The following is a 22,896-nucleotide window of genomic DNA, read 5'->3' on the forward strand; positions in this document are numbered from 1 at the left end:
TCTACTGTCTGATCTACGGCGTTGTACGCGGTGTAGTGACCGGTGGTCCTGCTTTGCAGCTGTTTCGATAGCACTGACGCGACAAGGTGCCGATGCGCGTGAAGATCGGTGGCCTCAGTTCGACCGCCACCGTGCCCGGCCGACTGCACGGCTGGGCACGCTACACCGACGGCAGTTGGGTCGGCTTGGTCGAGCTCCTGGCCGCACGGTCACGCCGACCGCCACGGCAGGAGCCGACGAACCGCCTTTCGTCCCGAGGTGATGTGCGGGGGTTGCGACATCAGGGAATCCTTGCCCCGAATACACCACCCGAACGCCACCCACCGGTCGTCGTCATCGGTGATCACATACTCTTCGGCGCCCCCGAGAATGATCGCCTCGACCGCCGCGGCCGCCTGGGACGGCTTGTCCTCGAATTGGATTTCGTAGTCGGCGATGGCGCGGACGCACCAGCCCGTTTCGATGCGCACCGCGGCGTCGCCCATATCCACCAGTTTGATGTGTGGATTTGCCCCGCGCACTTCGGCTTCCGTGGACGAGGATCCGCTGGAGAGCACCAGGGTGCCGGGATTCGAAAACGTCTGGATGGCGTAACGCTCGGCGATGGCCAACACCTCCGAGCAGAACATCTCCCATTCCGTCCCACTCACCCCGGCCTCCCAGCCCACTCGCAATCTTGCCCCGCCTCGACACTACTTACCGCACGGATTCACCACCGGTGGAGGCGTGCCCGAGGCGTTTGCGGACGACTTCGATGGAGACGCCGGCATTGATGAGCTCGGTGGCGTGGGAGTGGCGCAGCTGGTGGATGTCGATGTCCACTCCGGCCGCCGCGCAGTACCGGCTCCACCAGTGATGGCCGCGGAGTAGGACAAGGGGTCGCCGCGGCCGTTGATGCTGGCGCGGAACATCGGTCCGGCGGTGTAGCCGGTGCGCTGCAGGTTGAGCCGGACCATGGCGACGTAGCCGCGGTCGTCCAGCAGCACGGTGCGCACCGAGCCGCCCTTGCCGTGCAACCGGACGTGCTCGTCGTCCAGGCGCAGGTCGAAATCCTCGACATACAGCCGGACCGCCCGGGCCTTCAACTCGTCCGGATACTTCTTCGGTGCTGCCACGCAGGACTTCTTCCTGGCCCTATCGGACCATGCTCAGAGCCCTCCAACGAACCGGGGGAACCTCACGAAAACCGTTTCTGTCCCCCATGGCTTGACTGCCGTGTGGACGCATCTGCCCAGCTGCCTTTCACCCGATTCAGGTCAGAACTCGTGTGTGATATCTGCGAGACGAAACCCCAGGTGCCGGCACTTTGTGGGACAGTTCGGGACATGGCTCGGTTCGGGTGCGCGCGGGTGTCCACCCGAGGGCGAAAGACGACTCCCAGATCGACGCGCTCACCGCCGCCGGGTGCGAAAAGATCTGGGCCGACAAGGCAGGGCTGCCACCGAGTTCCGCGTTGTGGGTGTGCGGGCGTTTGTTATCAGTGTCGATGAGTGGGTGGTCGCGATCCCAGGGCTGCGGCGATGCCGGGGCTGTCGAAGCTGATGGGCAGTCCGTGCCCGGGAACCAAGGTGTAGGCGTGCACCTTGGCGAGGTTCGTAGCGGTGTCATAGGTCAGCGCTTCGTCGTGATTGAACACCGCCGGTAGTAGCTGGGGACCGGCGTGACGCCGCAGTGGATGCCCGGTGACGAGCGCGTCCCCGGAGAACAACACGCTTTCGGCGGGCATGAGGTAGGCGGTGTGGCCGCTGGTGTGCCCGGGGGTGGGGATCGCGACGAGCCCGCCGGGCAGCGCCGCCAGGGTGGCGGGGTCGACCGCCTGGGCTTGTGGGATGGCCATGCCGATGTGGCCGTGGACCGCGCGCAGGGTGTGTGCGACCCAGCGGCGGCCGCGGCCGGTGGCGAGTTGTTTGAGCATTCCGACTGGTGTGATCTGTTGCAGGTATTCACGTTTCGCGTGGCGCACTTCTTCGGCGCCGGTGTAGACGGGCATGCCGACGTGTTCGATGAGCGTCGGGATCGCGCCGATGTGGTCGAGGTGGGCGTGGGTGATCAGCACGGCCCGCACGTCGGCGAGTCGGCGGCCGATCTGGCGGATCGAGTCGAGCACGTCGGCGGTGTCGGCGGGGTATCCGGCGTCTATCACGGTGACCCCGGAACCGTCGTCGATCAATGCCCAGTTGACGTTGGTGCCGGCTACGGCGTAGACGGAGTGGGAAACCTGATCGATTTTCATGTCGGGCCTACTTCTGGATGTCGTGTTCGATGAGCCCGATGCCGTCGATTTCCAGGCGCAGATGGTCGCCGGGGGCGAGCCAGCGGCCCAGTTCCATCCCACTTCCACCGGGCAAGGTGCCGGTCGAGAGCAGTTCGCCGGGGTAGAGCTGTTCGCCGTGGGACACGTGCGCGATGGCTTGGGCCATCGAGTACCGGGCATCGTGTGTTCCGGTGCGAGCCACGGTCTGTCCATTGATCGTGACCGTGGCGGTCAATCGGTCGAGGCGGTCGGCGAGCGCGGGCCCCGCGGCCGCGGTCCCCGACATCGAGGTGAGGAAGTGCTTGGCTCGTTGCGGACCGAAACCCGAACGCATCTCTGCCAATTGGACATCGCGGGCGGAGAAGTCGTTGATCACCACCACCGCGGCGATCGCGGCTGCGGCCTGTTCGACGGTGGCGTCGCGCAGCGGAGCACCGAGCACGACGCCGAGTTCGAGTTCGAAATCCAGTGCCCGCGTGTAGGTCGGGGCACTGACCGGCACCCCGGAGGGGACGATGGTCAAGGCGTTGGACATGTAGTAGATCGGCTGCCGATACCACAGCGCGTGCGGCCGGAACGGCGGGAACGTGTGCCTGGTCAGCGTCTCGTAGGCCGTGGCGACACGGGAGGCCGCGGGCAGGAAGCGGCGGGCCAGGCCTCGTGCGGCGTCGACGGCATGCTTTTCGAAGATCATGAAATCGCGGAACGAGACCGGGCATACCGGCAGGACGACGGTCCCGTCGCCCAGCCCCAGCGCGTCGTAGCGCGATATCTCGAAATCGACGGTGAATGCGGGCTCGATCCTCGGGAACCCCTGGCTGCGGTCGGTTTCGGTGTCGGTGCGCCAGCCCGTGCCGGTGTCGATCTGGGAATCGATGCGGTGTGCGCTGCGATCGAGGATGCGCCGCATCCGTGGGATCGCATGGGTGGCGGGGTCTTGTGGGTGTGTCATGCGGTGACCTCGGCGCGTACACCCAGGTGATCGCTAAGGAATTTCGTCGACAGAGCCGTCCACTGCTCGGCATGTCCCATGGCACAGTGGTCGTCCTCGGCATAGAGCACCAGTTGGGCGTGCGGTGCGTCGATGGCGATGTCGATCGAGTCCCGGGTGTCGGCGAGGGTGTCGCGGGCGCCGTTGATCACCAGCAGCGGGATGTCGATGTGGCGATAGTGTTGGGCGAGTGAGAATTTCGCCAGCTTGCTCGACAGATCGGAGGGGCCGCTGGCATCGAGGGTCGAGGCCAGCGTCGAGACCATGATCTCTGGCATTCCGATCGCGTTGAGCAGCCCGAAGCTGCGGTCGGCGAGCGGACCGTTGGAGACCGCTACCGTCAGCCTCGGGTCGACGGCGGCCATACGCGTCGACCAGTAGGCGCCGAAACTGAAGCCCAGCATGCCGATCCGTCGCGGATCGATACGCGGGTCAGCGCACAGGTGGTCGATGACGGCCGAGTAGATGGTCTCGGCGTCGATGGTCAGCGGCTCGGTGTAGGAGTAGGTGCCGGGCATCTCCATCACGAACACGCCCATGCCGGCGTCGCGTCGGGACAGCAGCGGCAGCAGCGCTTCGGCGATGGTGCCTTCCAGACCGTTGGTGACCAGGATCGTCGGTACCGACACAGCACCGGCCGGGAGCATCAGCATGCCGCGGACGGTCTGCGTGCCGACCGGGATTCGCACCACTTCGACGCTCACTCCCATCGCGGCGTCGAGCGAGCGCAGCAGCACTTCGCACAGCCGGTGTGAGCGCTCGTAGGCGGCCAGCCTGGCCGGGCTCCACCCTGGCCAGGCGGCGATGAACTCATACACCAGCGCCTTGATCAGCCCATCGATCGCGATCGCGGCATCGGCGGCGTCGGGATGGGCCGCACAGAACCGGTCGACCGCCTCGGGATCGGCCACGGGCCCGCGGTCGGCCAGGATCGTCACCGCGGGCGCGAGCAGCCCCCCCAAGGCGTGCGGATCACGCGGCGCGGCGGGGTCGAGCAATTGGTCGGTCGACGGTCCGCCCAGCCGCAGCAACGCCGTGTCGGCCCGCGCGAGGTGCTGGCGGGCGAAGTCCTCCCAGTACCCGGTCCAGCGGGTGTCGTCGAAGGACCGGCAGCCGTGCAGCTGGCGCTGGAATTCCTCTGGGTCGATCCCGCCGAGGTGGGTGAACCGGTCGGCGAACAGCCGGGGTAGGAACGCTGCCACACCGACGCGCCGGGCCGCACGCTCGGTGGTGTGTGTCATCGCGCGAGCGCTGATGAGCAGTCGTTTACCGATGTCCCGCACTGACGTCATTGTTGTGCCTCTCGAACTCGAAATAGCAGAATTTTCTGCTTTATGAGCGTAGGCACAGGTGATAGCCAAAAGCAAGATATTCTGCTTTAGTATCGGGCTATGTCCGAAGCCGAGAACGTCGAGCCGCTGCGCCGGCCCGGAGGCCGCGCGGCGAAGGTCCGCGAAGCCGTGCATCGCGCCGTGCTCGAAGCTGTCGAGGAACACGGCGTGGACAAGGTCGGCATCCCCGACATCAGCCGCCGCGCCGGGGTCCGCGACAGCTCCATCTACCGGCGCTGGAGAACAAGAGAGAATCTGGTGCTCGATGTGATGCTCAGCGCGAGCGAGCGCACTCTCCCGCTACCGGACACCGGGTCGCTACGCGGAGACCTGACCAGCTTCGCCACCGCACTCATCGCCTACCTGCAAACCCCTCTGGGCACCGGCCTTGCGCGCGCTCTGGCATTCATCACCGACTCCGAACAGATCGCAGAAGCGCGAAAGACCTTCTGGGAAACCCGCTACGAAGCCAACCAGGCCATGGTCACCCGGGCGGTCGAACGCGGCGAACTACCCGTCGGCACCGACACCAGGACCGTCATCGAAACCCTCATCGCGCCGATACACTTCCGCCACTTCCTCACCCACGAACCGATGGACGACCGATTCGTCGACCAGCACGTCACCCGCGTGATCCGCGCACTGCAATCCGATCCGGCCGCACAAGCGACGGCCCATGACCCGTCCGGTACCCGTCGACGAACAGGAACGTGAATGACCGGCCCCGAACCCCTACAGTCTTCTGCCTATACCAACGGCCTGCGCACCCGCAAGGAAGTCATGGGCCATGAGTACGTCGCTCAGGCCCTGGCCCGCACCTTCGGCAGCGAATCGGCAGATCTCCAGCACTTCGTCACCGAGCACGTCTGGAACGCGGTATGGAATCGGCCTGGTCTGGATCGCCGTGACCGCAGCCTGCTCAATCTGGGAATCCTCACTGCGTTACGAGCACACGACGAGCTTGCCGGCCACGTTCGAGGCGCGCTCAACAACGGACTCACCCGCGCAGAGATCACCGAGTCGATCATCCACACCGCCGGATATTGCGGCGCGCCCGCTGCACTGGCCGCCATGCGAATCGTTCAGCAAGAACTCGACAAACTCTGACCAACTCACTCTGTCAGAGCGACATCGCGCCTCGCCGGCTCCGGCGAACCTGCAACCGCCGGACGTGCGCTGCCGACCTGGAAACCGCCCCCGAGTCAGCAGCGCACTCCCTCCTCGGGGAATTGATCGGGGCCGCTGACGATTTCGGCCATCAGCGCTGAAAGGTTGGTCGTCAGCGGTCTGGGTCGCCGCCTCCATGTTGATCAGGCTGGCCGTCGGCTGAGAGCGCCGCTGCTAGATAGTCGGCCCAGCTGGAATGGGCGAAGGCGGCCCACTGCTGGGCCGAGCCGATCGAGATGCCGAACAAGTCGGCCACGATCACCGGGTGCATCCGCGATACAGCGTCGATCATCGCCGCGTTTCGTGCCCGTCGGACGGGCAGGTCGTGCGCGGCAAGCATCTGCCTCACCGCGGTCGCGCTGCGGGGGCGGTCAGGCATGCGACCTGGAAAAAGGTAGGCGGCGGCACGCTGATGCGCGGGCCAGCGGAACGATGTCGATGGACTGCCCTGCGCGATCATTCGATCGACAAGCACTGCCAAGCGGGGTGGGACGATGACCGGACAGCGGTTGATTACCAGGTAGGTCGCGGTGCCCTCTCGCCGGATCTGGTCGACGGTGAGTTCGATCATTCGGCTGACCGGCAGGGCGTAGAGACGGATCAGCGAGCCGGCCACCCGAACACACAGTGGCAGAGTCTCGTCGTTGAGGCAGCGGCGCAGTTGTCGGGTCAGTTCGTCATCGGACATGAACTCGACCGGGAGCCACCCCGTGACGTTGGCACTTCCAGCGGCCGGGTGAGCTGACGTCTGGCAGTCCAGCGCAGCAGCGAGTTGATCTGGCGGCCTCGGCCCGGATAGGTGGCCAGCCACGCATCGACCAGGTCCTGGGTGAGGTCGGCCAGCGTGGTGGCCTGGGCGTCGAGCCATTGGAGAAATCCGATGGCCTCTCGGATACCGCTGCGGTCGCAATGTGAAGCTCCGTGGGTGTATCGCCCGCGTGGGGCGCGGCGGCGCGCGTCGCGCAGAATGTGCCATTCCACGTAGGGACGGATGATCCGAGCGTGTCCTGGAGGCAATTCGGCGACGGTCGTGCTGCACCAGAGCTCGAGTTGCGCCAACGGTTCGTGTCGTGGCGGCAACACGTCCATGGTGACGAGGGCGGCCCGGACGTAGCCGGTGTCGAGGTCTTGCGGCATGGCGTCGAGGCGACCGGTTCCAGCTGGGGCGCCACGTTGCCTTCTTGATCAGCGAGCAGCGACTGGACGGCTGGCGGGACGGCGCATCGAACGCACGTCCCGCCCTTGTATTTGGCGCCGGACCGCCCGCAGCTGGGACAGGCGAACAACAACTCGGGTGCTCCGGCGCAGGGGCCACAGATCTCCGTGCGGTCGGGAGTGCGGGCGACAAGGACCGCGGTTATTCCGCATTGGACGCAGCGGGCGGGATACCGGGTTCGGTGCTCGTAGCAAGTCGCACATACCGGGCCAAGCGGCCAGTTCGCGGTGATGACGGCGTGTTTGCCGCACCCGGCGCAGTCGCGCGCGGTCCTCGGGCGGCAGGAGTAACAGTGAAACGGGCCGCCTACGCCGATGCGGGAGCCGTGCCGGATGTGACCACAGACAACGCATTTCCCGGTGTTTCGGTAGCACCTGATACACGTGTCAGGCCGGAGTTCGTTGGCTCGAGCGGCAATTGGAGCGAAATTGCCGCAGACACCGCACGTCCCGCTCGGCGGGCGATAGCAGGTTTTGCAGACCGGCCCGTCCGAGGTGCGCGCAGTGGCTGGCCGTAGTTTGCCGCAGCTTGCACAGTGGTGTTCGGGCTTGCGCACGCAGCGCCCGCATAACGCCGCGCCGTCGTCTCTCCGGGTTCCGAGTTGTCGGCCAGGAAGGACTAGTGATCACTAGGGTGCGAATCGTGTCGACGATTGCGGGGGCGTGTTGGCCATCGGGGTAGTGGGGCCGGCCCCACATCCACGACGAGTACCGCGGTAAGTCGCTTCTTCCTCCTCTGACAAGTGGGTAGCGAGAGAGCGCATGTGGTTGGTGAAACCGTCACCAGGCGTTGGCCTGCATCGGCAAAATTCCCGGTGGAGCTCCCGTGTCCACATGGCTCGTAGAACAGCCGTGGGGTCAACACCCCGCGAAGGCTGACTCCCAACTGATTGATACGTGCCTCGGTGTTCGCTTCGAGGCGCGGGCGCCGATCGGTCCGAGCCTCACCTAGGCTGGGGCGTCTCGCTTCTCGTGGGCTGGGCATCACCGTCACGTCACTCGGCGCGGTCATTGTCGACGCGCTCGGGCCGCCATGCTGCGGTCGAAAAGGATGGTGCTGTACGGCTTTCGGACCGCATAGGCGTGGGTGGTAGTGGTACCGGCGACCGGTCGAGGGTTTAATGGTTGTCGGGTACGTCTGCTGCCAGGGACTGGTGAAAGAGGTACCTCGTCATGTCCGGAAAGCCTCCGGCATCCCGTCCCACACCATCGCGGCCAACTCCTAGCGGCAGTGCGAGTTTTCAGCCCGATCCCGTATCCGCCGATGACGCTGTCTGGTTGAGTACGCGGGAAGTATCGCAGCGGCTGAAGATTCCGCTCGAGACTCTGGCGTCGTGGGCCTCCGCCGGTCGGGGCCCGCGGTACGCGCGGATGGGGCGATACCGCCGCTACCGACTCAGCGACTTGCTGGCCTGGGAACAAGACCAACTCGATCGCGGCGGCGGGGGAATCGGTTCCTCGCACCCGCACGGTTGAACCCGCGTGGCGCAGGCGGCTGCCGCATGGACGAGCAAGTCGAGTAGCCCCCAGGGGTCTGTAGCTAACCTTCAGAAATTTTCTGCCTCTTGAGGTACCGCCGGTCGTCTGCCCATGCTTCCGAGGTGCTTTCACCTATGGCTCGGCGCATCCAGTGGGGCGTTAGTGCTGTGTCGCGTTCTGCGGGTGATGCGCGCGAATTGATGGTTATCGGAGTGTGGGGAAGGGTGTGATGGGTGGCAGGTTGCCGAAGCCGGTGGGAACGTTCGGGGAACCCACGCGGCCGAAGAAGCAGCGCAACGGCCGGTGGCGTACCACGGTGTACTACTACGGTGCGGCGGGCCGGGTGCAGCTCGAGCGGGTCGGAGCGAGTGCGGACGAGGCGCGTAATCGGCTGGCCAGGCGATGCGGGATCATCGCGAACAGCTCGGGTACGGCCGGGTCACCCGCACCACCAAGCTGATGGATCTGGCCGTGGAGTTGCTGGTCGAGATGGGCAACGACGACGCCTATACCGACGGCAACGTCGAGGACTACCGGCGCGAAATCTACGTCTCCACCGACAAACGGGCGAACCCGGCGACGATCAAAATCGAGAACTCGGTCGGGAACCTGCAGGTCTGGCAGGCCACCGCCGGTGAGCTGGACCGCCACCTCAAACGACTCATCGCGTTGGGGCTGCGGCGCAAAGCCAAGCAGCACAAGATCATTCTGCGCGCGATGATGCAGATCGCGGTCCGCCACGGCGCGGTGGAAACCAACCCCGTCGACGGGGTCAGTCCATTTACGCGGCGGCGCAACCCGGCTCGCGGCAAGGTGCAGGACCACGGCGCTCTGCCCGCATTCCGGGCTCAGGTCCGGGCATGGGCCAACGGTGAAGCGACCCGGCCTACACCTGTGGCCCGCCGCGGGACTGGACGGTGGTATGGGTGGTCGACGTGATCACCGGCACCGGCATGCGCCCGCACGAGGTGTTCGCGCTGCTGCTCGAGGACATCCATCTCGACGCACCCGAGCCCTACCTCGACGTCACCGGCACATTGGTTGAGGTGAAGGGTAAGTGGGTGCGCAAACCCGCGCCGAAGTCGGACAACGGGTGGCGGCGCATCCTGCTGCCCGCCCACACCATCGAGGCGATCCGGGAAGCGATCAAGGACCTGGAAGTCGGCGACCGCCCCAACCCGATGGGACTGCTGTTCCCGGCCCGAAACGGGTCGCTGCGCAACCCGAACAACTTCGGCCGCACCTGGCGCGCGGCCCGCGGCGAGAACTTCGCCTGGGTGACCCCGCGCACGTTCCGCAAGGGCGCGGCCACCGCGGTCGACCACGCCTACGGCGATCCCGAACGCGCCGCCCGCCAGCTCGGCAACACCCGCGCGGTGGCCAAGACGCACTACATCGATGTACCGGAGACCGTTCCGGACAATCGGGACGTCCTGGAACGCTGGGATCGGGGCGACGAGGGCGAAAGTATGAGATTTTGACTGGCTCGGGTCGAATCCGGCCCCTCGCCACCGAACGAGAAAACCCCTTCCAACGCTGGTCGGAAGGGGTTTTGTTGTCGGGCTGACAGGATTTGAACCTGCGACCACTTGACCCCCAGGTCGGATGGGCTGCTAAAAGCGCAGGTAGACAGCGTTTTTCGGTAGTTCGTTGGCTCGTATCGAGCAGCACGTTGTTTGGCATCGTTCATAGCGTGTGGTCCCGTTCTGGTCCCGTGTCTGACCTGGCTGATTGGCTTCGCCGGCTGTCGGGACGACGCGCTACGGTCTCGGCGTGGGAGTTCGGGACATCACGCGGCCGGCTGTGTTGGCGGCGCTGCACGAGTACGACCGACTGGGTCGAGATGCGTTCCTGGAACGCTACGGGTTCGATAAGGCGCGAGAGTTCCATCTGGTGTTCGACGGCAAGCGCTATGACTCCAAGGCCATCGTCGGCGCCGCACATGGTTATCTCGATGGCCGGGAACCGTTGCGGGCTTCGGAGTTTAGTGGTGGTGAGAGCACGGTCGCACGGAAGCTACGCGAGCTGGGTTTCACTGTGCCACCGCGGCGCTCGCCGGCGTGGGCGAGGGACGAACTGATTTTGGCGTGCGATCTGGTGATGCAGAACGGCTGGCGTCTGCTGGATGACACCGACAGTCGGGTCGTCGAGCTGTCTGGCATTCTGCAGCTGCTTCCGATCCACGGCCGCGAGCTCCGCAGTGACACCTTTCGCAACCCGAACGGTGTGGCCCGCAAGACGGCCGACATCGCCTCCCAACATCCCGCCTATCGGGGAGTGCCGACCAAGGGCGGGGAGTTGGATCGGATCGTGCTGTACGACTTCCTCATGCAGCCCGAACACATGCATGCGGTCGCGGGGGCCCTCCGCCGCGGTGTCCTCAGCGGCAGTTTCCAACAGTTGCCGGCGGTGGAGGAGGAACAGGAAGACCGGGATGAGGATGCTTCTGCCCGAGAAGGTCGGTTGTTGAAGCGGTGGCACTACGCCCGCGAACGCGATCGCAGGTTGCGCCGCAGGAAGATTGCGGCCTTCTCTGCGGTGCACGGCCGCGTCTTCTGCGAGGTCTGCCAGTTCGACTTCGAGATGGTCTACGGGGCCCGCGGCGCCGGGTTCGCCGAGTGCCATCACGTCGTGCCGCTACACGTGTCCGGCGACACCACCACCACGTTGGAGGAGCTGATCCTGCTGTGCTCCAACTGCCATCGGATGATCCATCGCGGCACGCCATGGCTGACTCCCGACGAGCTACGTCAGGTCGTCACCAACAACCGGGCGAGCCGGCCTGATGTCGGCGGTGGATCGTGATCGGTCGGGCCCCGGTAGTTGTCGGTGGTGGTGTGTAGATTGCTCACCATGCCTTTGGGGGATCTGCTCAGCGAAGTGCTGAGGTTGCAAGCCGACTACACATCGGATCCGAAGAGCCCGTTGATGTTACGGCGCAAACAGCTGGTGGAACGCGAGATCCCGGAGTGGATCGCGTCAGTGTTGGATCCGGTGTTCCCGCCATGGCGGGCCGGTGGCAGCAACGGTAAGGGCAACCCGGCCGAGGTTCCCTGGAGCCGCTACTTCGACCCGGCCAGTAGTCCGGCACCGACGGATGGTTGGTATGCCGTCTATCTGTTCGACGCGGTCGGTCAATCGGTGTATCTGTCGTTGAACCAGGGCACCACGACCTGGGATGTCGACAAGCAAGACTTCGTGTACCGCCCCAAGAACCAGTTGCTTCGGCGGGTGCAGTGGGCACGGGAAGCGCTCTCGGCCACTGATTCCGGGCCGAAAACGTTTGACGATATCGACCTCAAAGGCCGGCAACGACTCGGCCGGGTCTATCAGTTCGGCAACGTGCACGGCATCGAGTACCGCCTCGACGCGATCCCGTCGGACGAAGAGCTGCGCAACGACCTGCTCCACATCGGCCGGCTCCTGGAAAAGCTCTACGAGATCGATGCCAACACCGCCTACATCCCCGGCGACGAACCTCCCGAGATACTTGATGCGGAGCTGGCTTCGGCCAACGCGGCCGGCAACACACGTCGACGCAGCAAGGGCCAAGGCTTCCGGCTGAACCGCGCCGAACAGACCGCGATCGAGCGACATGCAGTGAAACTGGCAACCGAGTACTTCAAAGGCCTCAAGTACAAGGTCAAAGACACCGGCAGCACCGAGTCCTACGATCTGGAAGCCACCCGCGGCGACGAGAAGGTCTACATCGAGGTGAAGGGAACCACCTCACCCGGAGAACAGATCATCCTGACCCGCAAAGAGGTCGAACACCACAACCAGCACCCGAACAACGCACTGGTCGTTGTCCACTCGATCCTGCTCGACCGCACCCAGCAACCACCCGTGGCCTACGGCGGAACCCGCGTCGTCACACAACCCTGGAAAATCGACCCCGCCGGCCTGACCGTCATCTCATACCGGTACAAAATCCCGCCCGCCTAAGACGCCACTCGTCCGGCGGGCCCCAAACGGCTTTCCGGTGACCACGAGCAACCTAAGGGACTGGTGGCTGACGTGTGACTGTCTACGCTAAAACCGTGTTCGGCAACACGTTCGTCAGCTACGCTTGTACGAACAACTATCGAAATACAATGGCAAGCCCGGTTGGGTCTGAAGAAAAGGGGGGCGCGTGGTCCGCGTTTCCGAGTATTACGGGTTGTCCGGCGATCAGGGTACTCTCGATTTTGTAGATGTAGAGATTGACCGCGACACCTTGTTATTTATTGATCCGTCAGTTATTGCATCAATCGATGGTCCATGGGAACATGCGTGCATTTCGGCCATTCAGAGCTTTTTCCAAGAGGTTATTGACTGCATCAAGGCCGGAGATAAAGATAAAGCGAAGTCGCTCCTTTCGCACCTCAGTGAAGATAATTCGACCAGACTCGGATACTCCAAGCGAAACCGAGGAAGCGGAGTAGGTTCTAAATTATCCGAGGAGTTTTTCACAGAGCTGTCAGCCAGTGACGCGGTGCACTCGGGGCTAATCAGCGATATTGAAGATACTGCACTTCTGATCGAAGGCGTCGGAGAAGATCGTATTTCTGACGTTGTCACCAACATCATCAGAAATCTGCTGATCGAGTACACTCAGGCTGCGGCGGCCTACTACGGCATCCCTCTGAAAAATAGTATTGCAGTTCCGCCGTACTGGGGCGCCAATAAAAGACAGTGGGTGAGCAGGTACTTCGACCTTCCGGTGGCCGGTAAATCCCCGCTGATACTTGTGCCGAAAAGTATCGTCCGAAGACTTCTTTTTATAAATCCTGGCGAATATTATTCGCACTATGTGCTCACCTATTTAATGGACGATGAAGTGCGGCGGCAGTCTCCCTTGGTACGCGTATTCAAGACGCAGAACAAGCAATATGTCACGAAGAAAGACGTGGCTAAGAAATACAAAAAGAAGCACTCTCAAGACGGGCGAAGGGGCGTCGAAAAGCGCATAAATGTCGAGGCCACCGAGCGATTTCCTTCCCTCATAGCCAAGTATAAGGCGGACAAGGCGAAGAACCCCCCCCGTGGCAATCGGCCCAGAACAGCTCGCCGAGGCTACTGGCACAGAGCCCCCGGATCTTGAGAGTCTGCTGGCTGCGGTCGTCAGTTTGGGTACTGGTAGAGAGAATGCCGACGAGTACGAGAAGGCTATAGAAAGGTTGCTGTCAGCGCTTTTCTACCCCAGCCTGGTGAATCCCATACGGCAAACCAAAATTCACGAAAATAGGAAAAGGATAGACATCAGCTACACTAATATGGGAAGAAATGACTTCTTCTCGTGGTTGGCCAGTCATTATCCTGCGGCTAATATTGTGGTCGAGTGCAAGAATTATAGTCGACCACTGGGAAACCCTGAATATGATCAGCTGAGCGGAAGGTTTTCTCCCTCTCGGGGTAAGTATGGGATTCTTGTCTATCGATCGTTTTCTGATAAATCTGCCGTAATGAAGTCCCTCCGGGACACAGCTAAAGATGACCGTGGGTACATGACAGCGCTGGATGACGCGGATCTCCGAACGCTTGTGGACGAATATAAGCTGTCGGGAAGTGCAACTATGATCGGCGGCCTCCTGCATACGCGCTTCCAGGAACTAGTCAACTAACCTCGGCAAATACGCGCTACCGCAGCTGTGACTTACACTTCCTCTCTGAAGAGCGGAAGGTCTCTGGTTCGATCCCAGGGCCACCAAATCCCCTTCTGATATACCACCTGGAGGGGGGATTCCCTCTGGCGTAGCTTGTCTGCGTTGACCGTGGGTGACCGCCGACACAACCAGGCGGTAATGCATGCAGAGTACGCGGAAGATCATCCTGCCCAGCGTCCAAGGCGGTGAAGGCATGGGTTGGCTGGAAGGTTCTTCGAGCGGTTGTGTGACCGGCTAACCCCTGGATGCCGGGTGGAGTTCGTGGTATTTGTTGGTGCTCGGTGGCGACACTGGGATCAGTCGGCGGGAAGAGTGGGGTGGTAGTGAGCGAGCCAGCAGAAGACGGGTCGTTCCCAATGGTGAACATCGAGGATGTCCCACATGTCGACAAGCTGTATGACCTAGTCGGAATTGTGGAGGACCTGAAGTTTGCAGCTGAATGCTTCGATCGGCTGGGAGCACTGCTAGATCAGCCGGACGACGGACAGGCGTTGTGGGTGGAGCGGCAGGCACTGTTCTCAGCGGCGGCCGTTGCCTACAGCCGGTGCTTTGGTACAGGGGTGAGGGGCAAACTTGAGACCGCGGCGCTCGACCGGATTCCTCAGGCTGCGCCTGGTGAAGCGCGCAAGATCCATAAGTTCATCTGTGACATGCGGGACAAGCACATTGCACACTCGGTGAGCCCGTTTGAGGCAGTAATGATCTGTGGCGCTGTACAGCCTCAAGACGGGCAAGAAGAGCCGCTTATTGGCGTCGGCATCCTTACGATGCAAGGACTCCCGGTTGGTACTGAGGCTGCGATTGTCTGCCGGGATCTTGCCAGGAATCTGGTGAACGACCTCCATGCCGAGATCGAGGGAGTTACGTCGAAGGTTCGTGAATCTCTGAAACGGGAGGACCCGGAGACCTTCGCGCGTCGACCGACGATGAATTACGTCGTGCCGGGTTTGGATCAAGCCGGGATCCCGCGACGTTTCGGGCGAGGAATCGCCCCCTAGACGTGTGAACCGGACATTCGCTACCAACTACCGAGGCGCTGGCCCTGCTGTGCGGTGGGTTGCACCCAGAGGTGGGCTGGCTGCGCCTGCCCCTAATCTGCCTGCCTTTCGCGCGTAGAGGCTCCGGGGTCAAGAGTGGCGATAGCCATCACGGAGTGACGCCGTAGGCGCTCTTGACGCTGGAGGGGCGCGTGAACACAATGCAGGCCACCACACAGCGGGGCCAAGCGGCCGAAGGGCGCTCAGTAGTTCGGCAACAGGGGAAGGGGGCCGAAGCCCCCTCCGGGTCAGTACGGGTAGCGGTCGAGGATCTCGAGGTTGCGGTGGTGCTGGGTATTGCACGGGATGCAGTGCCAGGTGACCTGGTCCTGCGGGCCGTACTTGGAGGTGAACGGGACGGCGGCGGGGTTGTCGCATCCGCGGAGCTGGCAGGTGGTGGGCTTGGTGGTCATCTCGCGGGTTCCTCTCCGGTTGGGGTGGTCTGGCTGAGGGCGTCTCGATCACGGCTCCGGTGGGTGTCAGGAGTGGCGCCAGCCATCACGTAGTGACGCCGTAGGCGCTCTTGATGCCCGCTGGTGGCGTGATAGCCCTCGGATCAGTCAGACCGCCCCGGCCGGAGAGGAACTGGTGACCCGGCGGGGCCCCGCTCGGCTGACTGCGGTGACCTGCTCGTGAACGTGTCCGGAGCTCCACGGGACCACGGCCGGTGGATCGGGCAGAGTGCCCGGCCGATTCGTGCTCGACTGCGGGAGGTAAGTCGGGTACGGCTCTCGTCGCGCCCAGCACTGCGAGGATGTTCGAAAAGTGGCTAGAGAGGCTTACTGCGCCCCGGCGGCCGAGTGTCGCCGACGCGCCGACGCGCCGCGGTGACCGCCGTTCAGGGAACCGCGCTGCGCGTCGCAGCGCGGCGGCGGCGCGAAGCGCCGCCGGGGCGCTCTTGTTGCTGTATGGCGAAATTCGGCAACAACCCGCACAAGCCAAGGCGCGTCAGGAGAATCGAGCGTATGACTGGTCTCGCGCTGACGCCGGAGCGTCGAACGGAACTGGCCGAACTGCTCGGCAACGAGCTGCGGCTGAAGGCCGAGTATCCGAGGGTGGCTGAGTACTTGGACACTGCGCCGATGCTGTCGGGAACCGGCGATGCGGAGGCTGATGCAGCGTTCGACCTGAGGTTCGTGCACTACATGACCGGTGGGCAGTCTTCGGGGAACCCGTACTGGGACATCGTGGCGCCTTCGGTCGGAGTGGACGGAGCACGGCGAGTCGTCAACGGCGGAAGTGCGAAGGGGAGCGTCCGACTGGGCTTCGTCCAGACGATCTTGCAGAGCGTCTACGCCTATGCGATCCCGTCACCGGAGACGCTCGAGTGGGTGAAGGCCTTCAGCGAAGGGCATACGGTTGTCGAGCTGGGGGCAGGCCGTGGCTACTGGGCACGACTGCTCACCAATGGTGAGGTAGACGTACGGGCCTTCGACTCCGAACCGCCGGACAAGGCCTCGAATGCGTCATTTCCAAAGTCGGAAGGTCAACGTGACGCCTGGTATCCCGTCGGCGGCCTCGAAGACTTCAACACTGAGCTGAATGGTGATTCGGTACTTTTCCTATGCTGGCCACCCGGTTGGGGTAACCCGATGGCGTCGGAAGCGTTGGAACTGTTCGAGGCACGTGGAGGTCGCCGTCTGATCTACGTGGGCGAACCGAAGGGCGGCAAGACTGGTGACGACGCCTTCTTCGACCGGCTGTCGGACCGCTGGACGATGGACTCGTGGGACACAGAGTTTGTCTCCTGGTGGAACCTCGCTGACGTGGCGCAAGGTTGGGTCCGCCGCGGTTAGTTAGGTTCGGAACGAAGCGTGGCCCGATCGATGGTGCGATCGGGCCACGCTTGCATTGCGATGAGTCAGGACTGCGTATCGAGCGCCATCCGGAAAACGAACGAGTCGTAGCGGTCTCGTGGGTATGAAACCTCCGAGATCATCAGTACTTCACCATCGGCCGCAAGGAAGCGCTGATGGACCGACTTGACGAGTTCGCCTGACGGCACCTCGAGCCATACGGCGTGTGTCGGCACCGGCGGCCGGTCGGCAAGAGTCTCCTCGAGGATGGCCGCGGCGGCTACGTCCGTGCCCGGCCGTTGGTAGCTGTCGGAGATCGAGATGGGCCGTCCTTTCTCCGACGCCATCGTGATGATGTGCTCAACATCGTCGCCTGGGGTGATCCCCAGCAGCGCGGCGAGTTCTTCGTCCGCGGGTGCTGTCGATGATTCGCGTTCGATCCGCACCTCTTCCTCGCTTCCTGCTGCCTCGTTGCCGAAGGTGACCTCGGGGTCTTCCATCTGCCGTTCCGGAGAAACGCGCACCAGTGTCGGGCGGGCCGCGACGAATGTTCCTCGGCGTTCGATGGTGTAGACGAGTCCCTGGCGCAACAACAGGTCGATGACTTTCCGGATGACAATCTCGGACACGCTGTGTTGCTTCGCCAGTTCGGAGTAGCTCGGTAGCTGCGTCCGGGCAGGCAGAGCGCCGCTGCGGATGTCCCGTGCGATCTCCCCTGCGATGGAAACGTACGCGGGCTCACTCATGTGCTCACTCCTCTTCGTCGCGGTCTGTACTGATGATACGCAACTGCGTATACGCACAGGTCCGCGCTGTGACGACTTGAGTTGTCAACCCTCCTTACAACTGCGTATACGCAAAACGCTTGTGCGTATACGCAGCTGTGTATACGCTGTTGTGTATGCACAGGATGTGCAAGTCGAGTCAGCTGGGAAGTACGCAGCAGCAAGGAGATTGAGCGATGGCACTGAAGGATGTTTGGTTCACCCCGGCGTTCGAGGACGCGTTCCCGATGGGTCTGTTCCTGTTGGGGGAGATCGCGCCGGTGACGGAGTTCAGCTCCGATCGCAACGCGCCGAAGCGTCAGCGGCTGGATCTGGATGCGGAGGGCAACGGCACGGGGAAGCGGCTGTGGAAGGGCACGGTCACCGATCCGGCGGCGGCGAACGCGAAGCAGGCGAGTTTCGACGTGGTGTTCGTCGCGGATGTGCAGCCGGTTCCGGTGGCTCCGGAGATTGCGCGGGGGATGCGGCCGGTGGAGCTGGAGGGGTTGCAGGTCAAGCCGAAGATTGCTGGTCAGGGTGAGTTCAAGTCGATCGGCTGGACGATCCGCGCGACCGGGATCAAGGGCGACAACTCCGGCGCCAAGACGGCTCCGAAGGCGGCCTGACGATGAGTGCGGCGGATCAGTCGGCGGGGATGCGTCTTGCGCGCTGGTCCGCCGTGGTCATCATCATCGCGGTCGGCGCGGCGGCGTTTCGGCTGTCGTTCGCCACGCTGAAGGACCTCGCGGTCCTGGCGCACATTCCGGCGTCGGATGCGTGGCTGTTCCCGCTGATCGTGGACGGCACGATCCTGCTGGCCACGTTCGGAGTGCTGGTCCTGGCCAACGCTCCGGAACGCCGGTTCTTCGTCACAGTCCTGGTCATCGGCTCGGTCGTCTCCGTAGCGGGCAACTCGCTGCACGCGGTCGCCGCGGGGCGGGAACTGCCATGGTGGGCTTCGGCGCTGGTGGCGGCGATCGCCCCGATTTCCCTGCTGGCCGACACACACGGGTTGGCGCTGCTGATCCGTGCAGCACAACGAGATTCGGCACCTGAACCGGCTGCGGCTCCCGTGGTCGAGCCTGCCGCAGAGCAGGCAACACCTGAGCCTGAGCCGGAACCGGTGTCGGTCCCTGAGCCCCAGCCCGAGCCTGGCCCGTTGCCGGTGCCTGAGCCGGTGCGAGCGGCTGAGCTTCGCCCGGTGCCTGACGCGCCGGTGCAAATTCCTGTTCGTTCTTCGCGACCGGTCCAGACCATGCTGCCGATCGCTGTCCCTGTTGGGGGTTGAGATGACTGCTTTTGTTCCTGCTGTGGCGACGAGTGTTTCCGCGCTCGTGACCGTGCTGGCCGGTGTCGGGGTGCTGGTCGATCGGCCCGGGGATGCTCCAGCCCCGCTGGTCCCGGCCGCTGCGTCGTCCTCGTCGGTGTCTGTCACCTACGGGGCCCCGGCTCCGGCTCCGCCCCGGTGCGTGATGTTCTGCGAGGACGCCGGTCTCGGTCGGCCGGAGTTCGAGAAGGCTCCGGCTCCAGCCCCGGAGGGGTGCCGCCTGTTCTGCGAGTTGGAGCGCGGCCCGCAGGGTTGGGGGTTCTGAGATGAGTATCGCGGGAACGGTGATGCTCGCCAGCGGTCTGTGCACGGGGGCGTCGGCGGTGTGGTGGCTGCGGTCGCTGGCCTCGTTCGGTACGTCCGTACAACCGGCTGGTGATGCTCGTGAGATTGTCGCGGCTGCTCCGGTCGAGCTGCGTACGGCGGTGCTGGTGGTCGCTGATCCTCGGCAGCGGCCGTGCATGTTCGCCGCGTTGGGGCTCGGCTCGGTCGACAGCGGGTTCCCGACGCTGGAGGACTGGGTGTACACCGACTACGGCTTGCAGATCGACTTGCTGATGATGGCCGGTCAGACCCGTAAGGACTGGGCCGGTGAGGACGCCCTCGACGCGTTCGCGCAAGTGCTGGCGGTGCCGAAGGTGACCGTGGTTTTCCCTGATCCGGGGGTGGTTCGTCTTCAACTGCGGGTGTTCGACACGCTCGCGGACCCGACAAAGGTGTCGGGGGTCCACAACGGCGTGGACTTGGAGGCGATCCCCGTCGGCGTGCTCGAAGACGGCGGCACCTGGTACCTAGCGCTGCTGTATCGGCATCTGTTGATCGCGGGCGGCACCAACGCCGGTAAGGGCGGTTTGGTGTGGGCGATCATCGCCGGACTCGCCCCGGCCATCGCTTCGGGCCTGGTGGAGTTGTGGGTGGCCGACCCGAAGGGCGGTATGGAGTTCGGGCGCGGCAAAGCGCTGTTGACCCGCTTCGAGTACACCGATGAGGGCATCGTCGCGATGATGGCCGACGCCGAAGCCCTCATGCTGGAGCGGGCGGCGCGGTGCATGGAAGCCGGTATCGAGAAGCACGTCCCGACGGTGGATGAGCCGCTGATCGTGATCATCGTGGACGAGGCGGCGGCGATGACGTCCTACGCCGAACCCGACGCCATGAAGAAGTTCGACCGTCATTACGGCAAGCTGCTCACCCAGGGCCGGGCGCCGGGGATCTGCGTGATCACCTGTGTGCAGGACCCGTCGAAAGACACTCTGCCGCAACGTCAGTTGATCCCGATCCGCATCGGCCTGCGTCTGGATGAGAAGACCCAGATCGGCATGGTGCACGGCGACTCCGCCCGGGAGCGTGGCGCACGCTGCGACGAAATCCCCTACACCACACCCGGTGTCGCCTACGTCCGCGAAGACGGGACACCGAACATCGTACGAGCGCGCTCGTACTTCGTCTCCCGTGAGGACATCGCCGACCTGTGCGAGCACTACGCCTCCCGCGGCCACGACATCGACCTCGCGCCCCAAGCCGACTACAGCGACTTCGACCCCGACAACCTGGGTGATGAGTCCGAAGACGGGCCGGTGGCGGCATGAAACGCGGACTGGTCATCGAACAGCACGTGGTCGTGTACTGCGACACCTGCGGCGACCACTACACCGAGGGCGAGAACGAAGCGATCTGCTTCGACTCCATCACCCAGGCCATCGCCTATCTGACCGTTCATTCCGCGGGCGGTGTCGGCTGGGTCTACGACGGCGACAAGGTCGTCTGCGACGGCTGCCAGGCGACCAACCGGTGCGTCGAGCACGGCCATTCCTTCCCTGAGTCCTGGCGTACCACGGTGTGGCCGCTGGGCAATTCCACCCGTTCCCGCACCTGCGACGTGTGCGGCGTCCCCGAAATCGAGGCCCAACCATGAGCAACCACCGTTACGACGACAACGTCATCGACCTGCAAGCCCGCCGACGCTGCCAGCTCGAACGCCGTGGTGCTGATCCGGTGAGCATCGCGGTTCATCTGTTCGCGGAGACCGGGTTTGTCCCGCTGTGGGACAACGGCGACGGCTTCGACGGCGGGGACTGGGCGGCATGACCAGCAACCCCGAGACCAGCGGGGCCCCGGACGTCAATCCGATCGTGCAAGCGGCCGCCGACCAGGTGAGCAGCCGCAAGCGGCGTCCCCGCAAAGACATTCACGCCCCGTGCTCGGGGCAACTGTCACTGTTCGATCCCCAGCAAGGAGACCAGTCGTGACCACGAAAACCCGCAACGAGCGTGACCCGTTCGACCTGATCGGGCTGGCCGTGCTCAACCTCGCCTGGTGGGCGTTCCTCACGGCCGGTGTGACGGTGTGGTGGGCGGTGCTGTTCCCGATGTTCTCCGTCCCGATCGTCCTCGCCGTCGTGGCCGGCGCTTTCTACGGACCGGCCGCGGCCCTCGTGGTCGTCGGGGTGTCCGCCGCGGGACTCACCCTCTGGCGGCTTCGGCGTCCGGAGACCTTCGACCGCTGGGTAACGCGGCGGGCCCGTACCCGGTTCCTGACCTGGCACCGCTATCAGCGGCGGTGGGCCAAGCTGATGACGGCCTGCCACCTGAGCATCGACCGCGGCGACCGCATGTTCATCCCACGCCTGCTCGGAGTGGAGATCGGCCCGGTGACGGATCGGGTTCGGGTGCGGATGCTCGACGGGCACTGCCCCGCCGATTTCGAGAACCGCGTGTCGCATTTGGCGCATGCGTTCGGGGCCCTGGACTGCCGCGCCACCATCACCGGCCCCGGCACGGTCGAGCTCGCCTTCCGCCGCGCCGATTCCCTGGCCGAGACCGTGATCCTGCCGCGGGTCGATCACTGGACCAAAGGACCAGGGCGGGCGGCATGAACACCACCACGACTGTCCCGACACTGCGTCTGCTGTCCCTGGGTGCTGGTGTGCAGTCCACCACTCTGGCGTTGATGGCCTGCCGGGGTGAACTGTCCGGCCTGGATGGCGCGATCTTCGCCGACACGGGATGGGAGAGGCCGGCGGTCTACCGGCAAGTCGAACGGCTGGAAGCGGAGTTCACCAAGGCCGGTATCCCGCTGCACCGCGTCAGCAACGGTCACCTGCGTAAGGACACGTTGGATCCAAGCAAGCGGTTCGTGTCCATCCCGTACTTCACCCTCGCCCCCGAAGACACGATGGTGCGCGAGGAAATCACCGAAACCGACAGCGACGGCCGGGAGGCGATCGTCGGGTATCGGGAACGTCCCGCCACGCGTCGGGAACGGGAAGGGATCGGGCGTCGCCAGTGCACCTACCGCTACAAGATCGCCCCGATCAACCGGGCGGTGCGGATGCTGCTAGGGGCCCCAGCACCCCACTACCGCCGCGTCCCCAAAGGCCGGGTCGCTGAGCAGTGGATCGGATTCAGCACCGACGAGATCTATCGGGTCAACGACCGCCGGGAGAACGCCTACACCATCAAACGGTTCCCGCTGCTGGAACTCGGGATGTCGCGCAAGGACTGCCTGCGGTATCTGCGGCGCGCGGGCTGGGGTGACGTCGTCAGTAGCGACTGCATCGGCTGCCCGCACCACAACAACGCCTACTGGCGGCAGATGCGCGATGAACGGCCGGAGGAGTGGGCGGATGCGGTCGAGTTCGACCACGCCATCCGCAAGGGCGGGGCCCGCGGCGAACCCCTGCGCGGGCAGGCGTTCCTGCACCGCTCCTGTGTGCCGTTGGAGCTCGCCCCGATCGACCGGGTCACCCGCGGGGAGTGGAAAGACCGGCAACTGGACCTGTTCGACGACCTCGACCCCGACGACCCCGACACCGGGGGGTGCTCCCCGTACGGCTGCATCTCTGGGGCCCCGGTCACCGAAGACGACGACGATAGGGAGGCGGCGTGACC

At 64.3% G+C, this 22,896-nt stretch carries 28 protein-coding genes; 19 read left to right on the forward strand and 9 right to left on the reverse strand.

Features of this window, described 5'->3' with window-relative positions; genetic code table 11:
* Positions 1 to 209: 209 nt before the first annotated feature.
* The 5 genes from ACFV2O_RS17145 to ACFV2O_RS17165 all read right to left on the reverse strand — a co-directional run bounded on the left by ACFV2O_RS17145 (position 210) and on the right by ACFV2O_RS17165 (position 4,741).
* The gene (locus ACFV2O_RS17145; protein ID WP_379252615.1) at positions 210 to 611 is read right to left on the reverse strand and encodes a hypothetical protein; all 402 of its coding nucleotides are present in this window, start codon (positions 609 to 611) and stop codon (positions 210 to 212) included.
* Positions 612 to 696: 85 nt separating this feature from the next.
* Positions 697 to 822, reverse strand: coding sequence for a tyrosine-type recombinase/integrase (locus ACFV2O_RS17150; RefSeq protein WP_379252616.1), 126 nt, complete (start codon positions 820 to 822; stop codon positions 697 to 699).
* Positions 823 to 1,477: 655 nt separating this feature from the next.
* A complete protein-coding gene (locus ACFV2O_RS17155; RefSeq protein ID WP_379252617.1) occupies positions 1,478 to 2,233 on the reverse strand; it encodes an MBL fold metallo-hydrolase in 756 nt (251 codons plus the stop codon).
* A gap of 7 nt (positions 2,234 to 2,240) precedes the next feature.
* Complete coding sequence (locus ACFV2O_RS17160; RefSeq protein WP_379252618.1) at positions 2,241 to 3,206, reverse strand: fumarylacetoacetate hydrolase family protein; 966 nt, start codon at positions 3,204 to 3,206, stop codon at positions 2,241 to 2,243.
* On the reverse strand, positions 3,203 to 4,741 hold the full coding sequence (locus ACFV2O_RS17165) for an alpha/beta hydrolase family protein (protein WP_379252619.1): 1,539 nt from the start codon (positions 4,739 to 4,741) through the stop codon (positions 3,203 to 3,205). The genes ACFV2O_RS17160 and ACFV2O_RS17165 overlap by 4 nt, the downstream gene beginning before the upstream one ends.
* On the opposite strand from ACFV2O_RS17165, the gene ACFV2O_RS17170 reads away from it, so the two are divergent.
* Both ACFV2O_RS17170 and ACFV2O_RS17175 read left to right on the forward strand, forming a co-directional pair.
* The gene (locus ACFV2O_RS17170; protein WP_379252620.1) at positions 4,718 to 5,290 is read left to right on the forward strand and encodes a TetR/AcrR family transcriptional regulator; all 573 of its coding nucleotides are present in this window, start codon (positions 4,718 to 4,720) and stop codon (positions 5,288 to 5,290) included. The two genes, ACFV2O_RS17165 and ACFV2O_RS17170, sit on opposite strands and share 24 nt — an antisense overlap.
* Positions 5,291 to 5,683, forward strand: a complete 393-nt coding sequence (locus tag ACFV2O_RS17175) for a carboxymuconolactone decarboxylase family protein (RefSeq protein WP_379252621.1) — start codon at positions 5,291 to 5,293, stop codon at positions 5,681 to 5,683.
* Positions 5,684 to 5,855: 172 nt separating this feature from the next.
* On the opposite strand, the gene ACFV2O_RS17180 is transcribed toward ACFV2O_RS17175, so the two are convergent.
* Together ACFV2O_RS17180 and ACFV2O_RS17185 are read right to left on the reverse strand one after the other, a co-directional pair.
* Positions 5,856 to 6,431: a hypothetical protein gene (locus tag ACFV2O_RS17180; RefSeq protein WP_379252622.1), complete on the reverse strand. Its 576-nt coding sequence runs from the start codon at positions 6,429 to 6,431 to the stop codon at positions 5,856 to 5,858.
* Positions 6,413 to 6,880, reverse strand: coding sequence for a hypothetical protein (locus ACFV2O_RS17185; RefSeq protein ID WP_379252623.1), 468 nt, complete (start codon positions 6,878 to 6,880; stop codon positions 6,413 to 6,415). Before ACFV2O_RS17185 ends, ACFV2O_RS17180 begins: the two co-directional genes overlap by 19 nt.
* 1,251 nt (positions 6,881 to 8,131) lie before the next feature.
* Between ACFV2O_RS17185 and ACFV2O_RS17190 the strand changes: the two genes are divergently transcribed.
* From ACFV2O_RS17190 to ACFV2O_RS17220, 7 genes are all read left to right on the forward strand, one after another.
* Positions 8,132 to 8,434, forward strand: coding sequence for a helix-turn-helix domain-containing protein (locus ACFV2O_RS17190; protein WP_379252624.1), 303 nt, complete (start codon positions 8,132 to 8,134; stop codon positions 8,432 to 8,434).
* Positions 8,435 to 8,839: 405 nt separating this feature from the next.
* Positions 8,840 to 9,376: a hypothetical protein gene (locus ACFV2O_RS17195; protein ID WP_379252625.1), complete on the forward strand. Its 537-nt coding sequence runs from the start codon at positions 8,840 to 8,842 to the stop codon at positions 9,374 to 9,376.
* Complete coding sequence (locus tag ACFV2O_RS17200) at positions 9,364 to 9,918, forward strand: hypothetical protein (protein ID WP_379252626.1); 555 nt, start codon at positions 9,364 to 9,366, stop codon at positions 9,916 to 9,918. Before ACFV2O_RS17195 ends, ACFV2O_RS17200 begins: the two co-directional genes overlap by 13 nt.
* A gap of 292 nt (positions 9,919 to 10,210) precedes the next feature.
* Entirely contained in the window at positions 10,211 to 11,242 is a 1,032-nt protein-coding gene (locus tag ACFV2O_RS17205; protein ID WP_379252627.1) for an HNH endonuclease, read from the forward strand.
* Between the two features lie 48 nt (positions 11,243 to 11,290).
* Positions 11,291 to 12,382: an MrcB family domain-containing protein gene (locus ACFV2O_RS17210; RefSeq protein ID WP_379252628.1), complete on the forward strand. Its 1,092-nt coding sequence runs from the start codon at positions 11,291 to 11,293 to the stop codon at positions 12,380 to 12,382.
* A 187-nt stretch (positions 12,383 to 12,569) separates the two neighbouring features.
* The gene (locus ACFV2O_RS17215) at positions 12,570 to 13,520 is read left to right on the forward strand and encodes a hypothetical protein (protein ID WP_379252629.1); all 951 of its coding nucleotides are present in this window, start codon (positions 12,570 to 12,572) and stop codon (positions 13,518 to 13,520) included.
* Positions 13,521 to 14,405: 885 nt separating this feature from the next.
* On the forward strand, positions 14,406 to 15,080 hold the full coding sequence (locus tag ACFV2O_RS17220) for a hypothetical protein (protein ID WP_379252630.1): 675 nt from the start codon (positions 14,406 to 14,408) through the stop codon (positions 15,078 to 15,080).
* Positions 15,081 to 15,367: 287 nt separating this feature from the next.
* On the opposite strand, the gene ACFV2O_RS17225 is transcribed toward ACFV2O_RS17220, so the two are convergent.
* Complete coding sequence (locus ACFV2O_RS17225; RefSeq protein WP_379252631.1) at positions 15,368 to 15,532, reverse strand: hypothetical protein; 165 nt, start codon at positions 15,530 to 15,532, stop codon at positions 15,368 to 15,370.
* A gap of 495 nt (positions 15,533 to 16,027) precedes the next feature.
* Between ACFV2O_RS17225 and ACFV2O_RS17230 the strand changes: the two genes are divergently transcribed.
* The gene (locus tag ACFV2O_RS17230) at positions 16,028 to 16,915 is read left to right on the forward strand and encodes a hypothetical protein (RefSeq protein WP_379252632.1); all 888 of its coding nucleotides are present in this window, start codon (positions 16,028 to 16,030) and stop codon (positions 16,913 to 16,915) included.
* A 65-nt stretch (positions 16,916 to 16,980) separates the two neighbouring features.
* Here ACFV2O_RS17230 and ACFV2O_RS17235 read toward each other — a convergent pair whose 3' ends face one another.
* Positions 16,981 to 17,718: a GntR family transcriptional regulator gene (locus ACFV2O_RS17235; protein WP_379252633.1), complete on the reverse strand. Its 738-nt coding sequence runs from the start codon at positions 17,716 to 17,718 to the stop codon at positions 16,981 to 16,983.
* Positions 17,719 to 17,876: 158 nt separating this feature from the next.
* On the opposite strand from ACFV2O_RS17235, the gene ACFV2O_RS17240 reads away from it, so the two are divergent.
* The 9 genes from ACFV2O_RS17240 to ACFV2O_RS17280 are packed head-to-tail and all read left to right on the forward strand — an operon-like array spanning position 17,877 to position 22,894.
* Positions 17,877 to 18,305, forward strand: a complete 429-nt coding sequence (locus ACFV2O_RS17240; RefSeq protein ID WP_379252634.1) for a hypothetical protein — start codon at positions 17,877 to 17,879, stop codon at positions 18,303 to 18,305.
* 2 nt (positions 18,306 to 18,307) lie between these two features.
* Positions 18,308 to 18,967 carry a DUF2637 domain-containing protein gene (locus ACFV2O_RS17245; RefSeq protein WP_379252635.1) on the forward strand — a complete coding sequence of 220 codons (660 nt, stop codon included), beginning with the start codon at positions 18,308 to 18,310 and terminating at the stop codon, positions 18,965 to 18,967.
* Between the two features lie 22 nt (positions 18,968 to 18,989).
* On the forward strand, positions 18,990 to 19,271 hold the full coding sequence (locus tag ACFV2O_RS17250) for a hypothetical protein (RefSeq protein ID WP_379252636.1): 282 nt from the start codon (positions 18,990 to 18,992) through the stop codon (positions 19,269 to 19,271).
* Position 19,272: 1 nt separating this feature from the next.
* A complete protein-coding gene (locus ACFV2O_RS17255; RefSeq protein WP_379252637.1) occupies positions 19,273 to 20,595 on the forward strand; it encodes a hypothetical protein in 1,323 nt (440 codons plus the stop codon).
* On the forward strand, positions 20,592 to 20,921 hold the full coding sequence (locus ACFV2O_RS17260; RefSeq protein ID WP_379252638.1) for a hypothetical protein: 330 nt from the start codon (positions 20,592 to 20,594) through the stop codon (positions 20,919 to 20,921). Before ACFV2O_RS17255 ends, ACFV2O_RS17260 begins: the two co-directional genes overlap by 4 nt.
* Positions 20,918 to 21,094 (forward strand): hypothetical protein, encoded by a 177-nt coding sequence (locus ACFV2O_RS17265; RefSeq protein ID WP_379252639.1) that lies wholly within the window; start codon positions 20,918 to 20,920, stop codon positions 21,092 to 21,094. Before ACFV2O_RS17260 ends, ACFV2O_RS17265 begins: the two co-directional genes overlap by 4 nt.
* Positions 21,091 to 21,255, forward strand: coding sequence for a hypothetical protein (locus tag ACFV2O_RS17270; RefSeq protein WP_379252640.1), 165 nt, complete (start codon positions 21,091 to 21,093; stop codon positions 21,253 to 21,255). The genes ACFV2O_RS17265 and ACFV2O_RS17270 overlap by 4 nt, the downstream gene beginning before the upstream one ends.
* Complete coding sequence (locus ACFV2O_RS17275; RefSeq protein ID WP_379252641.1) at positions 21,252 to 21,881, forward strand: hypothetical protein; 630 nt, start codon at positions 21,252 to 21,254, stop codon at positions 21,879 to 21,881. Before ACFV2O_RS17270 ends, ACFV2O_RS17275 begins: the two co-directional genes overlap by 4 nt.
* A complete protein-coding gene (locus tag ACFV2O_RS17280) occupies positions 21,878 to 22,894 on the forward strand; it encodes a hypothetical protein (RefSeq protein WP_379252642.1) in 1,017 nt (338 codons plus the stop codon). The genes ACFV2O_RS17275 and ACFV2O_RS17280 overlap by 4 nt, the downstream gene beginning before the upstream one ends.
* The last annotated feature ends 2 nt before the right edge of the window (positions 22,895 to 22,896 follow it).

The organism is Nocardia sp. NPDC059691, assembly GCF_042733915.1.
Lineage (GTDB): Bacteria > Actinomycetota > Actinomycetes > Mycobacteriales > Mycobacteriaceae > Nocardia > Nocardia sichangensis.